At 65.7% G+C, this 17,062-nt stretch carries 15 protein-coding genes; 11 read left to right on the top strand and 4 right to left on the bottom strand.

What is annotated here, in order from left to right:
* The 3 genes from ATE71_RS17230 (at position 1) to ATE71_RS17220 (ending at position 6,351) form a co-directional block, all read left to right on the top strand.
* Positions 1-2,358 carry a hypothetical protein gene (locus ATE71_RS17230; protein ID WP_058804571.1) on the top strand — a complete coding sequence of 786 codons (2,358 nt, stop codon included), beginning with the start codon at positions 1-3 and terminating at the stop codon, positions 2,356-2,358.
* A gap of 51 nt (positions 2,359-2,409) precedes the next feature.
* Complete coding sequence (locus ATE71_RS17225; protein WP_058804602.1) at positions 2,410-3,783, top strand: glutamate--cysteine ligase; 1,374 nt, start codon at positions 2,410-2,412, stop codon at positions 3,781-3,783.
* A gap of 306 nt (positions 3,784-4,089) precedes the next feature.
* Positions 4,090-6,351 (top strand): TonB-dependent receptor, encoded by a 2,262-nt coding sequence (locus ATE71_RS17220; protein ID WP_058804569.1) that lies wholly within the window; start codon positions 4,090-4,092, stop codon positions 6,349-6,351.
* A gap of 39 nt (positions 6,352-6,390) precedes the next feature.
* Here ATE71_RS17220 and ATE71_RS17215 read toward each other — a convergent pair whose 3' ends face one another.
* The gene (locus ATE71_RS17215; protein ID WP_082665281.1) at positions 6,391-7,797 is read right to left on the bottom strand and encodes a methyltransferase family protein; all 1,407 of its coding nucleotides are present in this window, start codon (positions 7,795-7,797) and stop codon (positions 6,391-6,393) included.
* 231 nt (positions 7,798-8,028) lie between these two features.
* Here ATE71_RS17215 and ATE71_RS17210 point away from each other — a divergent pair, with 231 nt between their 5' ends.
* Both ATE71_RS17210 and ATE71_RS17205 read left to right on the top strand, forming a co-directional pair.
* Positions 8,029-9,240: a M23 family metallopeptidase gene (locus ATE71_RS17210; protein ID WP_058804567.1), complete on the top strand. Its 1,212-nt coding sequence runs from the start codon at positions 8,029-8,031 to the stop codon at positions 9,238-9,240.
* 1 nt (position 9,241) lies between these two features.
* Positions 9,242-9,634 carry a bactofilin family protein gene (locus ATE71_RS17205; protein ID WP_152998823.1) on the top strand — a complete coding sequence of 131 codons (393 nt, stop codon included), beginning with the start codon at positions 9,242-9,244 and terminating at the stop codon, positions 9,632-9,634.
* Positions 9,635-9,665: 31 nt separating this feature from the next.
* Here the strand turns inward: ATE71_RS17205 and ATE71_RS17200 are convergent, their stop codons facing one another.
* The 3 genes from ATE71_RS17200 to ATE71_RS17190 form a co-directional block, all read right to left on the bottom strand.
* Positions 9,666-11,423: a sensor domain-containing diguanylate cyclase gene (locus tag ATE71_RS17200; protein WP_058804564.1), complete on the bottom strand. Its 1,758-nt coding sequence runs from the start codon at positions 11,421-11,423 to the stop codon at positions 9,666-9,668.
* A 61-nt stretch (positions 11,424-11,484) separates the two neighbouring features.
* Entirely contained in the window at positions 11,485-11,790 is a 306-nt protein-coding gene (locus tag ATE71_RS17195) for a DUF1905 domain-containing protein (RefSeq protein ID WP_058804562.1), read from the bottom strand.
* Entirely contained in the window at positions 11,790-13,298 is a 1,509-nt protein-coding gene (locus tag ATE71_RS17190) for a YifB family Mg chelatase-like AAA ATPase (RefSeq protein WP_058804560.1), read from the bottom strand. Before ATE71_RS17190 ends, ATE71_RS17195 begins: the two co-directional genes overlap by 1 nt.
* Before the next feature lie 162 nt (positions 13,299-13,460).
* On the opposite strand from ATE71_RS17190, the gene ATE71_RS23075 reads away from it, so the two are divergent.
* The 6 genes from ATE71_RS23075 (at position 13,461) to ATE71_RS17160 (ending at position 17,058) form a co-directional block, all read left to right on the top strand.
* A complete protein-coding gene (locus ATE71_RS23075; RefSeq protein ID WP_082665280.1) occupies positions 13,461-14,162 on the top strand; it encodes a TetR/AcrR family transcriptional regulator in 702 nt (233 codons plus the stop codon).
* A 73-nt stretch (positions 14,163-14,235) separates the two neighbouring features.
* Positions 14,236-14,670, top strand: coding sequence for a VOC family protein (locus ATE71_RS17180; RefSeq protein WP_058804558.1), 435 nt, complete (start codon positions 14,236-14,238; stop codon positions 14,668-14,670).
* Positions 14,671-14,694: 24 nt separating this feature from the next.
* Complete coding sequence (locus tag ATE71_RS17175; RefSeq protein ID WP_082665279.1) at positions 14,695-15,135, top strand: DoxX family protein; 441 nt, start codon at positions 14,695-14,697, stop codon at positions 15,133-15,135.
* Positions 15,132-15,350, top strand: coding sequence for a DUF4287 domain-containing protein (locus tag ATE71_RS17170; RefSeq protein WP_058804556.1), 219 nt, complete (start codon positions 15,132-15,134; stop codon positions 15,348-15,350). Before ATE71_RS17175 ends, ATE71_RS17170 begins: the two co-directional genes overlap by 4 nt.
* A gap of 29 nt (positions 15,351-15,379) precedes the next feature.
* The gene (locus tag ATE71_RS17165) at positions 15,380-16,351 is read left to right on the top strand and encodes an alpha/beta fold hydrolase (protein WP_082665278.1); all 972 of its coding nucleotides are present in this window, start codon (positions 15,380-15,382) and stop codon (positions 16,349-16,351) included.
* Positions 16,352-16,383: 32 nt separating this feature from the next.
* Complete coding sequence (locus tag ATE71_RS17160) at positions 16,384-17,058, top strand: glutathione S-transferase family protein (RefSeq protein WP_058804552.1); 675 nt, start codon at positions 16,384-16,386, stop codon at positions 17,056-17,058.
* Positions 17,059-17,062: the final 4 nt, after the last annotated feature.

Here is a 17,062-nt window from a genome sequence, read left to right as displayed (position 1 = left end):
GTGCGGACCCGCCTAACCGCCGCGCTCGCCGCCTGCGCGCTCGTCTTCGGCGCGGTGCCGACGGCGGCGCAGCGCGTGATCGTCAATCCCTCGTTCGAATCGAACAATCCGCAGGGCGCGGGCGGCGCCAATTACGAAATCTATGCCAATGGCTCAGTACCCGGCTGGGAATCGACCTCGGGCCAGATCGAGCTGTGGGATTCGGGGTTCAACGGCGTCCCCTCCTATGACGGATCGGTCCACGCCGAAATGAACGCGCACAATCCGGGCGCGCTCTACCAGAATATCTGCATGGTCAGCGGCGAGCCGATCGGCTGGACCTTCGCGCACCGCGCGCGCAGCGGCGGCCCCGCGACGCAGACCGCGCGCTTCCAGATCGCAAATGGTTCGGGCACGCTGATCCAGAACCTTGCGACCCAATCGTCGACCACCGCGAACCAGGTCTGGAACGTCAATAACGGCAGCGCGACCTACAGCGGCGCGTCGGGGGTGCAGCGCGTCCAGTTCGTCACCACCGATGCCGGCAGTATCGGCAATTTTCTCGACGACATCCGCATCACGCTCAATCCCTTCGTCGAGCTGTCGACCGCCAGCGCCGCAGGGGTCGAATCGATCGCAAGCGCGAACCTGCCGCAACTGCGCGTCAACGGCACGCTCTTTGCCGCGCGCACGGTGAATGTCAGCATCACGGGCGGGACCGCGACACGCGGCAGCGACTATACGACCCCGAACGGCAGCGCGAATTTCACGGTCACCCTGCCTGCGGGAACCTATACAAACACGCTTGTGCCCTTGGGTATCGCCATCACCGACGATACCGGCACCGAGAGCAGCGAGACGATCGAGATCGCGCTCACGGGCGGCACCGGCTACACCCTGTCGAGCACCGCAAGCTGCGGCGGCGCCCCGGTCACCGGCGCAACCTATACGATCACCGACAATGATTCGCCCGTCGTCCTTGCCAAGGCATGGTCCAACGGGATCGCGGGCGATGCGGTGAACCTTTCGATTGCCGGCGGCTTTCTGCCCGTCGGCGGCAGCTCGGCTGTCGGCGGCGCCAGCAGCAACGCGACCAGCATCGCGGTCGCGGGCAGCACGTTGACGCTGACCGAAAGCTTCACCAGCGGCAGCGCCGCCAATTATAATTCCACCCTCGAATGCCGCCGCAACAGCGACAATGCGATCGTCGCGACATCGGGCAGCGGGCTCAGCCGCACCGTCACCATGCCCTCGGGCAGCGCGCTCACCTGCACCTGGACAAACAGCCGCAAGTCGGCGACGCTCGTCCTGCGCAAGACGTGGGCCAATGCAAAGCTGGCCGACGCTGCGACCCTCGCAACAATGGGCCTGCTGAACAACGCCAGCTTCCTGTCGGTCGCCAACGCCGCGAAAGAAACCGACACCAACGCCGCGGTCACGGTCTATGCCGCCGAGGCTGCAACGCTGTCGGAGACCTTCTCGGTCGGCAGCGCGGCGCATTATGATGCTGCCCTGGCCTGCACGGGCAATGCCGCCGCGCTCGCGGGCAATGTGCTGACCGTGAGCGCTGCCGACACCGCGATTATCTGTACCTTCACCAACAATCGCATCGCGCAGCAACTCCGTCTCGCCAAGGTATGGAGCGGCGCGACGGCGGGACACAGCGCCGCCGCGACGACGAGCGGCGGCACCGCGAACGCGAGCTTCGCCTCGACCGCGCCCAATGCCGTGATGGGCAGCTATGTCACCGTGCGCGCGGGCGACACGGTCACCCTGCCCGCCGAGACATGGGGCGGCGGCGCGGTCGCCGCGCTTTATAATGCAAGCGTCGAATGCGCCGGCGGCAGCCCGCTTGCCAGCGGCCCGACCGGGCGCACGCTAACGATCGCGGGCAGCACGACGCCGACGACCTGCACCTACACCAATGCCTATGTGCTGCCGCTCGCGATCGCCAAGACCTCGCTCGCCTACAGCGACCCCGTCAACGGCACGGCCAACCCAAAGCTGATCCCCGGCGGTCTTGCCACCTACACGCTCACGGTCTCCGCGCCGGCGGGGACGCAGGCGACGGCGGGCAGCGTCGTCGTCACCGACGCGGTCCCGGCAAACCTTGCGCTGTTCGTCGGCACCTTCGCCCCCGGGCCCGGCCCGGTGCGCTTTGCGGCGGGCGCGAGCGGGCTCAGCTATGCCTTCACCAGCCTCGCGAGCACCGCCGACAGCCTGGAGTTTTCAAACGACGGCGGCGCCAGCTGGGCTTATGTACCCACCCCCGATGTCCACGGCGTCGACCCCGCGGTGACGCATGTGCGCGTCCGCCCGCAGGGGGCGATGGCGCCGGGATCGAGCTTCGCGATCGAGCTGCGCGCCAGGGTCGAATAGGGGCGTTCATAGCCCGATTGCATTCTATACCGGATAGTCTAAATGCGCGAAATGAGCACGCGCACCGCTTCGGACAGCAACGATCCCATCGTCGAAAACCGCGACCAGCTTGCGGCCCCCATGATCAGGGGCGAAAAGCCCCGCGAACAATGGCGCATCGGGACGGAGCATGAGAAATTCGTCTATCGCACCGCCGACCACCGCGCGCCCTCCTACGACGAACCCGGCGGCATCCACGACCTGTTGATGGCGCTCACCCGCTTCGGCTGGGAACCGGTGATCGAGGGCGGAAAGGTCATCGCGCTGGCGGGCAGCGACGGCACCGTCAGCCTCGAGCCCGCGGGGCAGTTGGAACTGTCCGGCGCGCCGCTCGAAAATCTCCACCAGACCTGCGCTGAAACCGGCCGGCATTTGAAACAGGTGAAAGAGGTCGGCGCCGAACTCGGGCTCGGCTTCCTCGGCCTTGGCATGTGGCCCGACAAGACGCGCGCCGAACTGCCGATCATGCCCAAGGGGCGCTACAAGATCATGCTCGAGCATATGCCGCGCGTCGGCAGCTTGGGGCTCGACATGATGCTGCGCACCTGCACGATTCAGACCAACCTCGATTATGCGAGCGAGGCGGACATGGTGCAGAAATTCCGGGTATCTCTCGCGCTCCAGCCGCTCGCGACCGCGCTCTTTGCCTCATCGCCCTTCACCGAGGGCAAGCCCAACGGCTATATGTCGTATCGCAGCCATATCTGGACCGACACCGACCCCGCGCGAACGGGGATGCTGCCTTTCGTGTTCGAGGAGAGCTTCGGCTATGAACGCTATGTCGATTATATGCTCGACGTGCCGATGTATTTCGTCTTCCGCGACGGCAAATATATCGACGCCGCGGGGCAGAGCTTCCGCGATTTCCTGAAGGGCGAGTTGCCCGCGCTCCCCGGCGAAAAGCCGCGTCTTTCCGACTGGAACGACCATCTCTCAACCGCATTTCCCGAAGTGCGGCTCAAGAGCTTCCTCGAAATGCGCGGCGCTGACGGCGGTCCATGGAACCGCATCTGTGCGCTCCCGGCGCTGTGGGTAGGCCTGCTCTACGACCAGGGCGCGCTCGACGCCGCCTGGGACGTCGTCAAGGGCTGGAGTATCGAGGAGCAGCAGGCGCTGCGCGACGCGGTGCCGAGCGAGGGCCTCGACGCCCCCGCCCCGGGAGGCGGCACGGTCGGCGACCTCGCCCACCGCGTTCTCGACATCGCCGCGGCAGGCCTCGCAGCGCGTGGCGAGGTCAATTCGATGGGTGACAACGAGGTCGGCTTCCTCGAACCGCTCCGCCGCATTGCCAAGAGCGGCAAATCCCCCGCCCACGACCTCCTCGACCGTTACGAAGGCCCGTGGGGCGGCGATCTATCGAAAATCTATGACGAGCTGAGCTTCTAAGCGCCGACGTCCGATTTGGAACGTGAAGCTGCATTTTTTCTTATACTTCATCATCCCGGACTTGATCCGGGGTCCATGACTTCGGTGCTGCGGTGGATTTTGGATCAAGTCCGCGATGACGATGACATATGGGCCCGCGCCCGATCGCAAGCCGATGCGCCGCCCCAAAAGTGCAGCAATTCAGCAACACTGTTGACATGAACGTAAGCGGGGCCTGCTTCGGCGATTGATTGCGCGGGCGCTCGGCGTCAAAGAACCGTTGGTTTTTACTCTCCCATCGTCAACTCTGTTTCAGGAAGCTCGCCCATGCGCCATTTTCCTTCCGCTATTGCTATAAGCTTTGCCCTCGCCGCCGGAAGCTGGGTCGCGCCCGCTGCGGCACAGGAAACCCCCGTCGCCGAGGGCGACAGCGGCCTCGGTGACATCGTCGTCACCGCACAGCGCCGCGAGGAAAGCCTGCAGGACGTGCCGGTCGCGGTCAGCGTTCTGTCGGGCGACACGCTCGGGGCGATCACCTCGACCGGGTCGGACGTACGCGTACTCGCGGGCCGCGTCCCCAGCCTGAACATCGAAAGCTCGTTCGGCCGCACCTTTCCGCGATTTTATATCCGCGGGCTCGGCAACACCGACTTCGACCTCAACGCGTCGCAGCCGGTCAGCCTCGTCTATGACGATGTCGTGCTCGAAAACCCGATCCTCAAGGGCTTTCCGATCTTCGATCTCGACCGTGTCGAAGTCCTGCGCGGGCCGCAGGGCACGCTGTTTGGCCGCAACACGCCGGCGGGCATCGTCAAGTTCGACACCGTCAAGCCCGGCAAGACCGGCGGCTATGCCCGCGTTTCCTATGGCCGCTATGGCACCAGCCAGGTCGAGGTCGCGGCAGGTGCCGCCGACGACAATGGCTTCTCGGTCCGCCTTTCGGGTATCTACCAGCATCGCAACGACTGGGTCGACAATATCGCGACCACGGACAAGAATGATCTTGGCGGCTATGACGACATCGCCGCGCGCCTCCAGCTGCAATATGAAAACGGCCCCTTCACCGGACGTGTAACCGGGCAGGTGCGCGTCTATGACGGCTCGGCGATCATCTTCCGCGCCAATACGCAGGTGCCGGGCAGCAACGAACTGGTCGGCCTCGGCGGCGCGGGCACCGAATTCGAACGCGACAAGGTGTGGCAGGACGGGATCAATTTCCAGAAGCTCAACACCTACAATGTCGGGCTGAACCTCGAATATGATTTCGGGCCGGTGACGGCTTATTCGATCACCTCTTACTGGAACGGCAATTTCCGCAGCCGTGGCGACATCGACGGCGGCTTCGGCGCGGTCTTCCTGCCCGAATCGGGCCCGGGCCTCATCCCCTTCCAAGCGCAGAGCCAGGACAATGTGCCGAGCCTCGACCAGTTCACGCAGGAGTTCCGCATCGCGTCGAACAACAGCGGGGGGCTCGGCTATCAGTTCGGCGCCTTCTACTTCGACGAGAAGCTCGACATTTCGAGCTTCGAGTTCGGCGGCCCGACCGACGCCACCCCGTCGGCGATCGCGGTCCAGCGTCAGGACAGCGAAGCTTACGGCATCTTCGGTTCGGTCAATTATGAATTCGACAATGGCTTCAAGCTGCAGGCCGGCGCGCGCTACAACCACGACACGCGCGATTTCGTCGCGTCGCGGCCGGTCGAAACGCGCCCCGACTTCGTCGTCAACCCGAACACGCCGGTTCCGCCGCAGGCCGCCAAGGTCAAGGGCAAGCTGCTGACATGGGACGCCAGCGCGACCTATGAAGCGTCGGACGCGGTGACCCTCTACGCCCGTGTCGCGCGTGGCTATCGCGCGCCGTCGGTGCAGGGCCGCCTGACCTTCTCGCGCGTCATTTCAACGGCCGACCAGGAAGAGACGATGTCGTACGAGGCGGGGATCAAGACCAACTTCCTCGACAACCGCGTCCGTTTCAACCTGACCGGCTATTATTTCGACACCAAGGATCTGCAGCTCACCGCGGTCGGCGGCACGTCAAACGTCGCGAGCCTGCTCAATGTCGATGCAAAGGGCCATGGCATTGAAGCCGAATTGCAGGCGGCACCCGCACGCGGCCTGACCTTCTCGGTCGGCGGCGCATGGAATATCGCCGAGATCGACGATGCCAATGCCTTCGTCGCGGGCTGCGGCTCGGCGACGCCGTGCACTGTACTCGATCCGCCACGCGCCGGCAGCCCGGGCATCTTCTCGATCGACGGCAACCAGTTGCCGCAGTCGCCGAAGTGGACGCTCAACGCGACCGCGGGTTATGAAATCCCCGTCGGCGACGGCGCCATCTATGCCTTCACCGACTGGTACTACCGCTCGAAGGTCCAGTTCTTCCTCTATCGCTCGGTCGAATTTTCCGACGACAAGCTGATCGAGGGCGGCGTGCGTGTCGGTTACAAGACCGACCGCTTCGACATCGCGGGCTTCGTGCGCAACATTACCAATGATGAATCGCCGACCGGCGGCATCGATTTCAACAATCTGACCAGCTACGTCAACGAACCCCGCATCTACGGGATCGAGGCGGGCGTGAAGTTCTGATGCAATGACCTGACCGCGCGTGAGGAAACTTCCGCGCGGTCAGGCGACCGGCCCGACGCGCGGATCGGGCTCCAGCCGGACCAGCGGGCGCTTGCGCCCGGTCAACCTGGCGAAGAAGCGCGGGACTAGCGCATTGTCCTGCGCCCAGTTCCAGTAGGCGACATAGGCGGGATCGGCGAGGAGATGCTTCTCCTCGGTCTTGGCGCGCCAGTAATAGACGCCGCTGACGAGCCCGAGCAGCACGACGTTGCGCGCGCCCTCGACCCAGCCGCCGGCAGTGACGAGGAAGGGGAGCGAGCCGACCCACCAGCTCAAATTCTTCGAAATATAGGCAGGGTGGCGCGTATATTTATACGGCCCGTGCGTGATCACGCCGCGGTGCGTCAGGTTCGAAAAGCGGATGCCGAACGCCATTGTCGCCCAGCTGTAGACCGCGGTCAGGCCGACAAGCACGATCCCCCAGGCGATCATCAGATTGTCGTGGCCTGCGAGCCAATAGCCCCAGTCGGACCCGTTCACCTGATAGTCGAGCGGGCCGCCGTTCATCAGGATGAAGGGCGGGTAACAGACGAGCGCCGCGACCCATGCCATGCCATAGGGATTGGCGGTGCGGATATGCGCGTCGAGCGGCTTTAACGTCAGGATATAGCCGACCGTCGCGATATGGACGTCGACCAGATAGAGGAAATTGATCGCCCAGATGCCGGTCATATAGGGGTTCGCGAACACCTCGCTCATCGGCACCGTGACCAGCGAGGAGAAATTCCCCGGCACGATCGACAGCATGAAAGCGGTGAAAAAGCCCTTCACCGCCCAGGCGCGCAGATGGTGGCCGATCGCGCGGCCGTCGACCGGCTGACCGGGTGCGATCAGCCAACGCCCGAACTGCCAGCATCCGTCGCGCGGTTCGACCATGCGGCGGTCGAGCCACAGCATATAGGGCACCGAGACGAGCAGCAGCCAAGGCGCGACCGTTTCGAGCAGGTTCATCGAAAAGGCATAATTGCCCTCCCAATAATAGCGCATCGTCGCATAGATGAGCGCGATCAGCCCCCAGGTCGCCCACATGCCGGCGAGCTTGGTCAAGCTGATATCGATCGTTTCGCGCCACGGACGGCGCAGCGACCAGTCGATCCCCGTCGACGGATTGCGGTGAACCTTATCGACCAGCACCGACCACAGCACCATCGGCAGGCCGCAGGCGAGAACGCTCGCGATCGCCGAACTGGGCCCGTCCATCCGCCCGCGGTCGCCCCAGTCGATTCCAAGGAACGCCGCGATGTCGGGCGCGAAACGAGCGAGCAAGAGATAGCCGACGAGCCCCGCCAGCCCGACGAGCCCGACGCCCGCGCTGACCGCCGAGCGCGGCCGCGCGCCGGCCTTTGCGAGCGGGTCGATCGCCGATTCGGCGGGACCGGAAGGGGCGGATTCGGCCATGATATTCATCCGCTTAGACCTAGGCAAAAATGGTAAGCAAGCCGTCAATGAATTTGGCCGATTCGCGCGGCATTTACTGCATAAATGGCAGCATTCGCCCATTTTGACACCGTTCACCGCATGATGGGTTCGACTCGACCCGACTCGCCCGCCAAAGATTCGCGGAGTCGCCATCTCGCTGATAAGGCGCCATCCAAGTCGGGGCGGAGGGCTCCATAAAAACAAAGACGGGGTCGTGACTTGTCTTCCAAAACGACGGGCCTGCGCCGCTGGCGCCAGCGCGTATCCGCGCTGTTCCAGGACCATGAAATCTTCATTCGCACGCACGGGCATGTCCGTTTCCTGCGTGTCAGCGCCGTTTGGCAAAAACGCGTTGCCCTGATCGCGGGGCTCGTCCTGCTTGCGTGGGCGGGTGCGACGTTGGCGGTGCTCGTCAACCAGTTGCTCACCGCCGACGAGCGGGCAGCCGTCGCAAAGCAGCAGGCCGCCGCCGCAGCGTCCGAAGCGCGAATCGCCAAATATCGCGACCGCGTCGCCGAAACCGCCGCCGATCTCGAGGAGCGTCAGGCGCTGCTCGAAAGCCTCGCCGAAACCCATTTCGGGATCGATCCCTCCGCCGTTCCCGCCGAAGCGGCGGAAAAGGCCGGCGGCGACGCCGCAACCCCGGCCGCGCCCCTCAAGACCAGCGCGATCGACCCCAATTTGCCGCCCGAAGCGCAGATTCTAGCGCGTCTCGAAGCGCGGCAGGAAGCCTTTTCGGCGCGCCTGCTCGCGGCGGTTCGCAGCCGGGTGACAAAGGCAGAAACCGCAGTCGCGGCGCTCGGTCTCAACCCCGATGCGCTCGTGCGCAGCGCCGCAGCGGGCCGCGGTGGTCCGTTTATCCCCTATCGCGGCCGCATGGGCAAGGCGAAGGCGCTCGGTCCGAATTTCGCTGCGCTCGACGGCGCGTTGGTCCGCATGGAAGTGCTCGAACGCACGCTCGTCGCGGTGCCCTCGGGCAACCCCGCCAACGTGCTGATGATGTCCTCGGGCTTCGGCTATCGCCGCGATCCGTTCACGGGGGCTGGCGCAATGCACGCCGGTCTCGATTTCCGCGGCCCGATCGGCACGCCGATCCTTGCCGCCGCGCCCGGACGCGTCAGCTTCGTCGGCGTCAAATCGGGTTATGGCAATGTCGTCGAGGTCGATCATGGGCAGGGGATATTGACCCGCTATGCCCACTTGTCGGGTTTCACCACCAAGGTCGGCACGCAGGTCACCGCCGGCCAGCAAATCGCCAAAATGGGCTCAACCGGCCGGTCGACCGGCAGCCACCTGCATTTCGAAGTCCGCCTGAACGGCGAAGCGGTCAATCCACGCAGATTCCTGGAGGCAAAAGCCGATGTTCTCGAAGTCAAAGACGACGCCCGACAGCGAGTCGGTTCCGTCGCTGCCGCCCGTGGCGCCCGCTAAGATGGCGACGGGCGCACGTCACACGACCTTCTCGATCCTGGGATCGGATGTCGTGGTCACCGGCAATGTGGCCGCCAGCGTCGACCTGCATGTCGACGGCAAGATCGACGGCGACCTCAAATGCGCCAACCTCGTCCAGGGCGAAGCGAGCGAGATCAAGGGATCGGTCGTCGCCGAGACCGCGAAGATTGCGGGTCTGCTCGACGGCGCGATCGAGGCCAAGACGCTGATCGTCCACGCGACCGCGCGGATCACCGGCGACGTGACCTATGAAAACATCACGATCGAAAATGGCGGCAAGGTTGAGGGCAAGCTGAGCCATCGCCGTCACGGCGCGGCAGCCAAGGCTCCCCCCCCGCTCGAGGTCGTCGAAAACAAGGCGGTCGGCATCTGACGCCACGCAGCGTGTCCCGTGCACGCGGCCTTTAATTCGAAATGGCGACTTCGCGGCTCCGCCCTGCATCCGCTCCGTCGCGGTGCCGCTGGACGACGACCTTGTTTCGGCCACCGTCCTTCGCGTCGTAAAGCGCCGCGTCGGCAAGCCGGTAAAGCTGCCTGAAATCGCACGCGGGCTGGACCTCGGCCACCCCGACACTGGCGGTGACCAGACGGTCGCCGATCGCGTCGCTATGGTCGCAGCCGGCGATCCCGCGCCGGATGCTCTCTGCGAACCGCGCGAGAATAATCCCCTCCATCCCGATCGTAAGCAGGCCGAATTCCTCGCCGCCCAGCCGCGCAACGGTGCACATCGGACCTTCCCAGCGCTCGATCCGCTGCGCAATGCCGCACAGCACGACGTCGCCGGCATCGTGACCATAGATGTCGTTGATCGACTTGAACCGGTCGATATCGACGAGCAACAGCGCGGCGGGCAGGTTATCGGCGCGCGCACGCTCGAGCAGCGGCGTCACGCTTTCGACGAAGCCGCGCCGGTTGGGCAAGCCGGTGAGCGGATCGCGCCGCGCGAGCGCCTGCGCCTGCGCCTCGGCGCTCAGCGCATGATCGCGCTCGATCCTGAGATGCGCCAGCCGGCGCGTCGCGGCGGCAGCCAGCCACAGCGCTTGCCAGGTCCCCGCTACGAATATCAAAAGCTGGGATCCGCCGCCCCAGAAGCCGCTTTCGACATCGACGATATGGATGAAGGCGAGCATCCCCATCGGCGGCCCCCACGCCGCCAGGAAATCGCGCGCCTCGATCGATCCGCGGCGCCACGCCCAACCGAGACAGACAGTGACGACCAGCAGGTCGGCGATAACGACGAGGCCGAGACTATCGGCAAGCAAGCCCAGGCTGCTGCCGCGGATCAGCGCGAGCGGTATGCCGGCAAGACCGACCCCGAAGCCTAGGACAAGCGCCGCGGTCCTGAGACGCGCGGGCAGCATTTCGCGATCGATCGCGGTCACCGCGCTGATGGTTGCCAGCGCGATGGCAAGGCAAGCGAGAAAGGTACAGATTTGCGAGGAGACGGTTCCCGCCATGCCAGGCAGAAGCGCAAGATGGACCTGCGACCAGAGCCCGCCCCACAACAGCATCGTCCCCGACCAGGCGGCTTGCCATGCCAGATATTGGCGGCGCACCGCAAAGGCGAGCGACAGACTATAGACACAGCTTATCAGCAGCAGCGTCAGCGCCGCACCGACTGCCGCCGCCATGCCCGAGGATTGCATCCCCGCCTCGCCCGTCGAAAGGACACGCGCGCGGACGAAGCGATGGCTGGAAAGACCATCGAAACGCATGGTGACCGCAGTCAGTGCGACGTCGCGATCGGGCGCTTCAAACAGGATTTGCCCCCCGGACCGCCAGTGCGGCCCGTAGGCGCCCGCGCGCACCTGCTGCCAGCGCGTCGTCCCGTCGGCATAGGAAAAGGCGACAGCCAGCCGGTCGAAACGCGACTGATGAACCATCAGCGCGACGTCACCGCGCCGCGCGGCCGCCCCCTCGAGTGGGGCGCGCAGCCAGAGGCTCCCCTGCTGATAGCCCGTGGGTGCCCCGCTGCATGAAAAGCGGATCGTCGACGCGATCGCGTCGGGCCGGTCCGCACCGCTTGTCGCGTGACACAGACCGCGATCGATATCGAGCGTTGCAGCGGTCGCCGGGGCGACCCAGAAAGCGAGCGTGAGAAGCGCAAAGCCGAGCCCAAGCCGGCTGCACAGCTTCGCCAGAATATATCCCGCCCCGCTCATATCCGCCCTATCGCACCAAATTCTTAGAAAATGTATACGCAGGATGAAAGACCGTCCCGTTTCACCGCCCGGCGCGTCCGATCCGCATGCCGACGTCGATCCGGTCGCCCGGACCGACCCCCTCGGCGCGCTGCACCGCAGCCTTGATCGGCAGCAGATAGGTACCGTCACGCGGGAAAAGCGAGGTCGAGAATTCGGTCCTCCCTACCGTTGCGACGACGGGGACGACACCCCAGCCATAGCTTTCCGAAAGCGACGCATAGCGTATTTCGGCGACCAGATCGTCGGGGACCGTTGCAAAGAAAAAGGGCGCGGGGCCCCGCCACTCGATGATCGTCGCCTCGAACCGGATGGGCTTTACCGACATCAGTTCCTCGGCGCCTGCCGCCGATAGCTGAGCGCCTCGGCAATATGGATGCGCCCGACGTCGCCGGCCCCGGCAAGGTCGGCGATCGTCCGGGCGACCCGCAGTATCCGCGTATAGCCCCGCGCCGACAACCGCATCGCTTCCGCTGCCTGCGCGAGCAACTTGCGCCCCGCGTCGTCGGGCGTCGCCACCGCGTCAAGCAGGTCGCCGTCGATTTCGGCATTGGTCCGCGCCTTGTACCCGGCATAGCGCGCCGTCTGCACATCGCGCGCCGCAGCGACGCGTGCCGCGACCTCCGCGCTGCCTTCGGCGGGCGGCGGCAGGACGAGGTCGGCGGCGCTCACCGCCTGCACCTCGACATGCAGGTCGATGCGGTCGAGCAGCGGCCCCGAGAGCTTCGCCTGATAGTCGGCGGCGCAGCGCGGGGCGCGGCTGCACGCGAGCGCGGGGTCGCCGAGATGGCCGCAGCGGCACGGGTTCATCGCCGCGACGAGTTGCACGCGCGCCGGGAAGGTCACATGCGCGTTGGCGCGCGCGACGCTGACTTCGCCGGTTTCGAGCGGCTGGCGCAGCGAATCGAGCACACCGCGCTGGAATTCGGGAAGTTCGTCGAGGAAGAGCACGCCGAGATGCGCGAGGCTGACTTCGCCCGGGCGGACGCGCAGCCCGCCGCCGACGAGTGCGGGCATCGATGCCGAATGATGCGGGGCACGGAACGGCCGCGCGCGCACCAGCCGCCCGCCCTCGAGCGTTCCAGCGACCGACGCGATCATCGATACTTCGAGCGCTTCGGCGGGGGTGAGGTCGGGGAGAATGCCTGGCATGCACGCCGCCATCAGCGATTTGCCCGCGCCGGGTGGTCCCGACATCATCAAATTGTGCGCGCCTGCTGCGGCGATTTCGAGCGCGCGCTTCGCCGTCTCCTGCCCTTTCACCTGACGCAGGTCGGCGGTTCGCGCCGCGACCTCGACCTCTCCGGGCACCGGTGGCGCGAGCGGCGCACGGCCCTTGAAATGATTGAGCAGCGCGAGGAGGTCGGGCGCGCCCAATACTTCGACATTGCCCGCCCATGCGGCTTCGGGCCCCTGCGCGGCGGGACAGATCAGGCCGCGTTCTTCGCTGCCGGCATGGATCGCGGCGAGCAGCACGCCGGGCGACGGCGCGACGCGGCCATCGAGCCCCAGTTCGCCGACGACCACATAGGAAGCGAGCGTTTCGGCATCGATCACGCCCATCGCGCCAAGCAGCGCGAGCGCGATGGGGAGGTCGTAGTGCGAGCCTTCCTTGGGCAGGTCGGCGGGCGAGAGGTTGACCGTGATGACCTTGGGCGGGAGCGACAGGCCGATCGCGGCGATCGCGGCGCGGACGCGCTCGCGGCTTTCGCCGACCGCCTTGTCGGGCAGGCCGACAACGACGAAGCGCGGGACGCCCGGCGTGATCTGGCATTGCACCTCGACCCCGCGGGCTTCGATGCCAAGATAGGCGGTGGTTGAAACGATCGCGACCATATTCCCCCCGGAACTGCGCCGATGTGCTCTCTTTGTTCCAATCCCTTTTTAGGCGAAGTGGCGGGAAGGTCGAGTCTTTTCCGGAAGTTGTCGAAAGTGCCGCAGAGCATAGGTCCGATTGCCCATTTGACAACATACCAACCAGTCGGTACGTAGATTCGCATGACGACGAATCAGCCGCTCCCAACCTCCCCCGCGACTCCCGCACCCGCCGCCCGCCGAGGGGACATCGCGGGCGGCGGCACCCCGGGCCAGCGGGCGCCGCGCGGCAGCGCGCGGACAAAGCTGATCGCGGCGGCGCATGCGACGGTGCGGAGGCAGGGCTATTCGGCGACGACGGTCGACCAGATTTGCGCCGCCGCGGGCGTCACCAAGGGCGCCTTTTTCCATCATTTCGCGTCGAAGGAAGAGCTGGCGGTGGCGGCGGCCGAGGGTTGGACCGAACGCGCCCGGCCGATGTTCGAGCTGGCGCCGCATGTGAAGCTCGACGATCCGCTGGATCGCCTGCTCGGCCATATCGACTTCCGCCTGTCGATGCTCGACGGGCCCACCGAGGATTATACCTGCTTCGTCGGCACGATGGTGCAGGAAGCCTATGCGACGAGCGACCGCATCCGCGCCGCGTGCGAGGCGAGCATCAACGCCTATTGCGAGGCGCTCGCCCCCGACATTGCCGCGACGATGGACGTTTACGGCGCCCCCGGCGATGTCACCGCGATCGGCCTTGCGCAGCATGTCCAGTCGGTGCTGCAGGGCGCCTTCGTCCTGGCGAAAACGACGAACGATCCAGCGATTGCGCGCGGCACAGTCACCCATTTGAAGCGTTATGTTCGGATGCTGTTCGGCAGCGGAGGCGCGGCATGACGCGACAGGTAATTGCAGCCGCGCGCCGCGCACGCTGACGTTCAAACCCCAACCCCCCCCAAGGAGAGAAGAGATGCCCCAGATGATTTTCGTGAACCTGCCGGTCACCGACCTCGACAAGTCGAAGGCCTTTTACGAGGCGGTCGGGGCGGTGAACAATCCCGCCTTCACCGACGACACCGCCGCCTGCATGGTCGTCGAGGAAGGGTCGATCCACGTCATGCTGCTGACGCATGAAAAATGGGCGACCTTCACGTCGAAGGCGATCCCCGACGCGCACACGACGGCGCAGGTCCTGATCTGCGTCTCGGCCGACAGCCGCGAGGCGGTCGACGGCCAGGTCGACAAGGCGGTCAAGGCGGGGGGCAAGGCCGACCCGACCCCGACGCAGGATTTCGGCTTCATGTACGGCCGCAGCTTCGAGGACCCCGACGGCCATATCTGGGAAGTGATGTGGATGGACCCCACCGCGATCCCCGCCCGCGAACCCGCCGAAGCCGAAGCGTAAAAGACCTTCAGGGAGGAGGAAGAGATGACCGAAGCAGTCGCCGGCACAATCAACGACGCAGTCGACGGCAAGGGTCGGACGATCGCAGGCCATGTCTTGAGCGGCCTTGTGATCCTCTTCCTCCTCTTCGACGCCGGGCTCAAGCTGGTGTCGCCCGAGACGGCGATCAAATATAGCCCGCCAGGCCTTGGATGGCCGCTCGACGTGCCAACCATGACGAGGCTCGGGCTCCTGCTGCTGATCCCGACGCTGCTTTACGTCTGGCCGCGCACCGCGATCCTCGGTGCAATCCTGGTCACCGGGTATCTCGGCGGCGCGATCGGGACGCATGTGCGGATCGGCAGCCCGCTGTTCAGCCACAGCCTGTTCGGCGTCTATCTGGGCGTCATGCTGTGGGGCGGCCTGTGGCTGCGCGATCCCCGCGTCCGCGAGTTGATCCCCTTTTCGAAGGCGGCCGTAGCATGAGCTTTCAGGCCTATCTCGACAATGTCGAAGCCAAGACCGGCAAATCGGCGAGCGCGCTGCAATCCATCGCGATCGACAAGGGCCTAGCCGACGAAAGCGGCCTTGCCCCCGGCGTCAAGCCCGGCGCGATCATCGACTGGCTGAAGCGCGATTTCGACCTCGGCCACGGCCACGCCATGTCGATCGTCGCCTATTTCAAAGGCAAACGGAGCTAGGCTCCGTAAAAAAACAAGAGGATGGTTCAATGACTAAAGGCTCCCCCCTCCCCACGCGCGCTTCCGCCTTGGCAATCATCGCCGTTGCGGCGACCCTCGCCGCACTGCCCCGGACCGCGGCCGCCGAAACGACCGTCGCAAGTCCGGCACCCGCCGCCCGCCAATCCTCCGCCGCCCTTCAGGCCGGCCACGTCGATGTCGCCGGCGCGGCGATCCACTATCAGGTGTATGGTGACCTGAAATCGGGCCCTACCCCGCTGCTGATCCTGCACGGCGCCTTCATGTCCGCCGACGCGATGAAGCCGCTGATCGGCCCGCTCGCCGCATCGCGGCCAGTGATCGCGGTCGATGCGCGCGGCCATGGCCGCTCGGGCGGTGTCGATACGCCGCTGAGCTATGACCGGATGGCCGACGACACCGCCGCCGTGCTCGACAAGCTCGGCGTCGAAAAGGCCGATGTACTCGGTTACTCGATGGGCGGTTCGACCGCGATCGCGCTGGCGGTGGGGCATCCCGACAAGGTCGGCAAGCAGGTGATATTGTCGGCAACCTCGCGGCTCGACGGCTGGTATCCCGAAGTGCTGGCGGGCATTTCCCAGCTGACCCCCGACGTCTTTGCGGGCAGTCCGATCGACACCGAATATCAGCGCCTGTCGCCTGCCCCCGACAAATTCCCGAAACTTGTCGCCAACATCAAGGCGCTCGACGCGACGCCCTTCGGCTGGTCCGACGCCGCGGTGCAGGCGATCCCCGGCAAGACAATGGTGATCATCGGCGACGCCGACGGCGTCACGCTCGACCATGCGATCCAGCTGTTCAAACTGCGCGGCGGCGGCGATATCGCCGCGGCGACGCAGGGCTTCCTGACCGCGGCGCCGAAGGCGCGGCTCGCGATCCTGCCCGCGACCTCGCACATCGGTATCATGGGCGAAATCCCCGCGATCGCGGCGATGGTCGTGCCTTTCCTCGACGACAAGGCGCCGCCGCCGCCGTCCTTCTGATCCCCCGACAAGAAAAGCGAGAGGAGTTCCCCATGCCCGTCAATCCCGACAGCAGCCTTGAAGTCACCGCTTTCGACTGGGTTCCCGATTTCGCGCGCGGCTATGTCCGCGACCTGCGCCCGCGCTGGGCGTGCGAGGAAATCGGCCTCGACTATGCCGAACATCTGATCAGCGCGATCAACCGGCCCGCCGACCATTTCCTGTTCCAGCCATGGGGCCAGGTGCCGGTGCTCAACGACGGCGGCATCCGGCTGTTCGAAAGCGGCGCGATCCTGCTCCACCTCGCCGAAAAGGACGCGCGGCTGATGCCGCGCGATCCGCAGGCGCGCGCCAATACGCTCGCCTGGCTGTTCGCCGCCTATAACAGCGTCGAACCGATGCTGTTCGAACTCGGCAATGTCGATATTTTCTCGGCCGAAGAGGAATGGGCGAAGCTGCGCCGCCCGGGCCTGATCGAATTCATCCAGGGCCGGCTCGGCCGCCTCAACGACGCGATCGGCGACAAACAATATCTGACGGGCGAATTCACCGTCGCCGACATCGCGATGGCCACCGTGCTGCGCGAAGCCGTCGAGGCGGGGCTGATCGCCGAGCAGCCGCAGTTACAGGGCTATCTCGACCGCTGCCTCGCCCGCCCCGCCTTCCAGCGCGCGATGGACGCGCAACTGGCCGCCTTCAGCGAAGAAGCGGGACCGCCCGCCGCCTGAAACC

The organism is Sphingopyxis sp. H115 (genome assembly GCF_001468465.1).
Taxonomy (GTDB): Bacteria; Pseudomonadota; Alphaproteobacteria; order Sphingomonadales; family Sphingomonadaceae; genus Sphingopyxis.
Note: the sequence above shows the minus strand (reverse complement) of the source record. Positions and strands in the feature narration are given on the sequence as shown.

Bases quoted from the DNA above. Each gene is read 5' to 3' on its own strand.
- ATE71_RS17225 (WP_058804602.1), top strand. From the start codon at position 2,410: ATGAGCACGCGCACCGCTTCGGACAGCAACGATCCCATCGTCGAAAAC.
- ATE71_RS17220 (WP_058804569.1), top strand. From the start codon at position 4,090: ATGCGCCATTTTCCTTCCGCTATTGCTATAAGCTTTGCCCTCGCCGCC.
- ATE71_RS17215 (WP_082665281.1), bottom strand. From the start codon at position 7,797: ATGAATATCATGGCCGAATCCGCCCCTTCCGGTCCCGCCGAATCGGCG.
- ATE71_RS17205 (WP_152998823.1), top strand. From the start codon at position 9,242: ATGGCGACGGGCGCACGTCACACGACCTTCTCGATCCTGGGATCGGAT.
- ATE71_RS17200 (WP_058804564.1), bottom strand. From the start codon at position 11,423: ATGAGCGGGGCGGGATATATTCTGGCGAAGCTGTGCAGCCGGCTTGGG.
- ATE71_RS17195 (WP_058804562.1), bottom strand. From the start codon at position 11,790: ATGTCGGTAAAGCCCATCCGGTTCGAGGCGACGATCATCGAGTGGCGG.
- ATE71_RS17190 (WP_058804560.1), bottom strand. From the start codon at position 13,298: ATGGTCGCGATCGTTTCAACCACCGCCTATCTTGGCATCGAAGCCCGC.
- ATE71_RS23075 (WP_082665280.1), top strand. From the start codon at position 13,461: ATGACGACGAATCAGCCGCTCCCAACCTCCCCCGCGACTCCCGCACCC.
- ATE71_RS17180 (WP_058804558.1), top strand. From the start codon at position 14,236: ATGCCCCAGATGATTTTCGTGAACCTGCCGGTCACCGACCTCGACAAG.
- ATE71_RS17175 (WP_082665279.1), top strand. From the start codon at position 14,695: ATGACCGAAGCAGTCGCCGGCACAATCAACGACGCAGTCGACGGCAAG.
- ATE71_RS17170 (WP_058804556.1), top strand. From the start codon at position 15,132: ATGAGCTTTCAGGCCTATCTCGACAATGTCGAAGCCAAGACCGGCAAA.
- ATE71_RS17165 (WP_082665278.1), top strand. From the start codon at position 15,380: ATGACTAAAGGCTCCCCCCTCCCCACGCGCGCTTCCGCCTTGGCAATC.
- ATE71_RS17160 (WP_058804552.1), top strand. From the start codon at position 16,384: ATGCCCGTCAATCCCGACAGCAGCCTTGAAGTCACCGCTTTCGACTGG.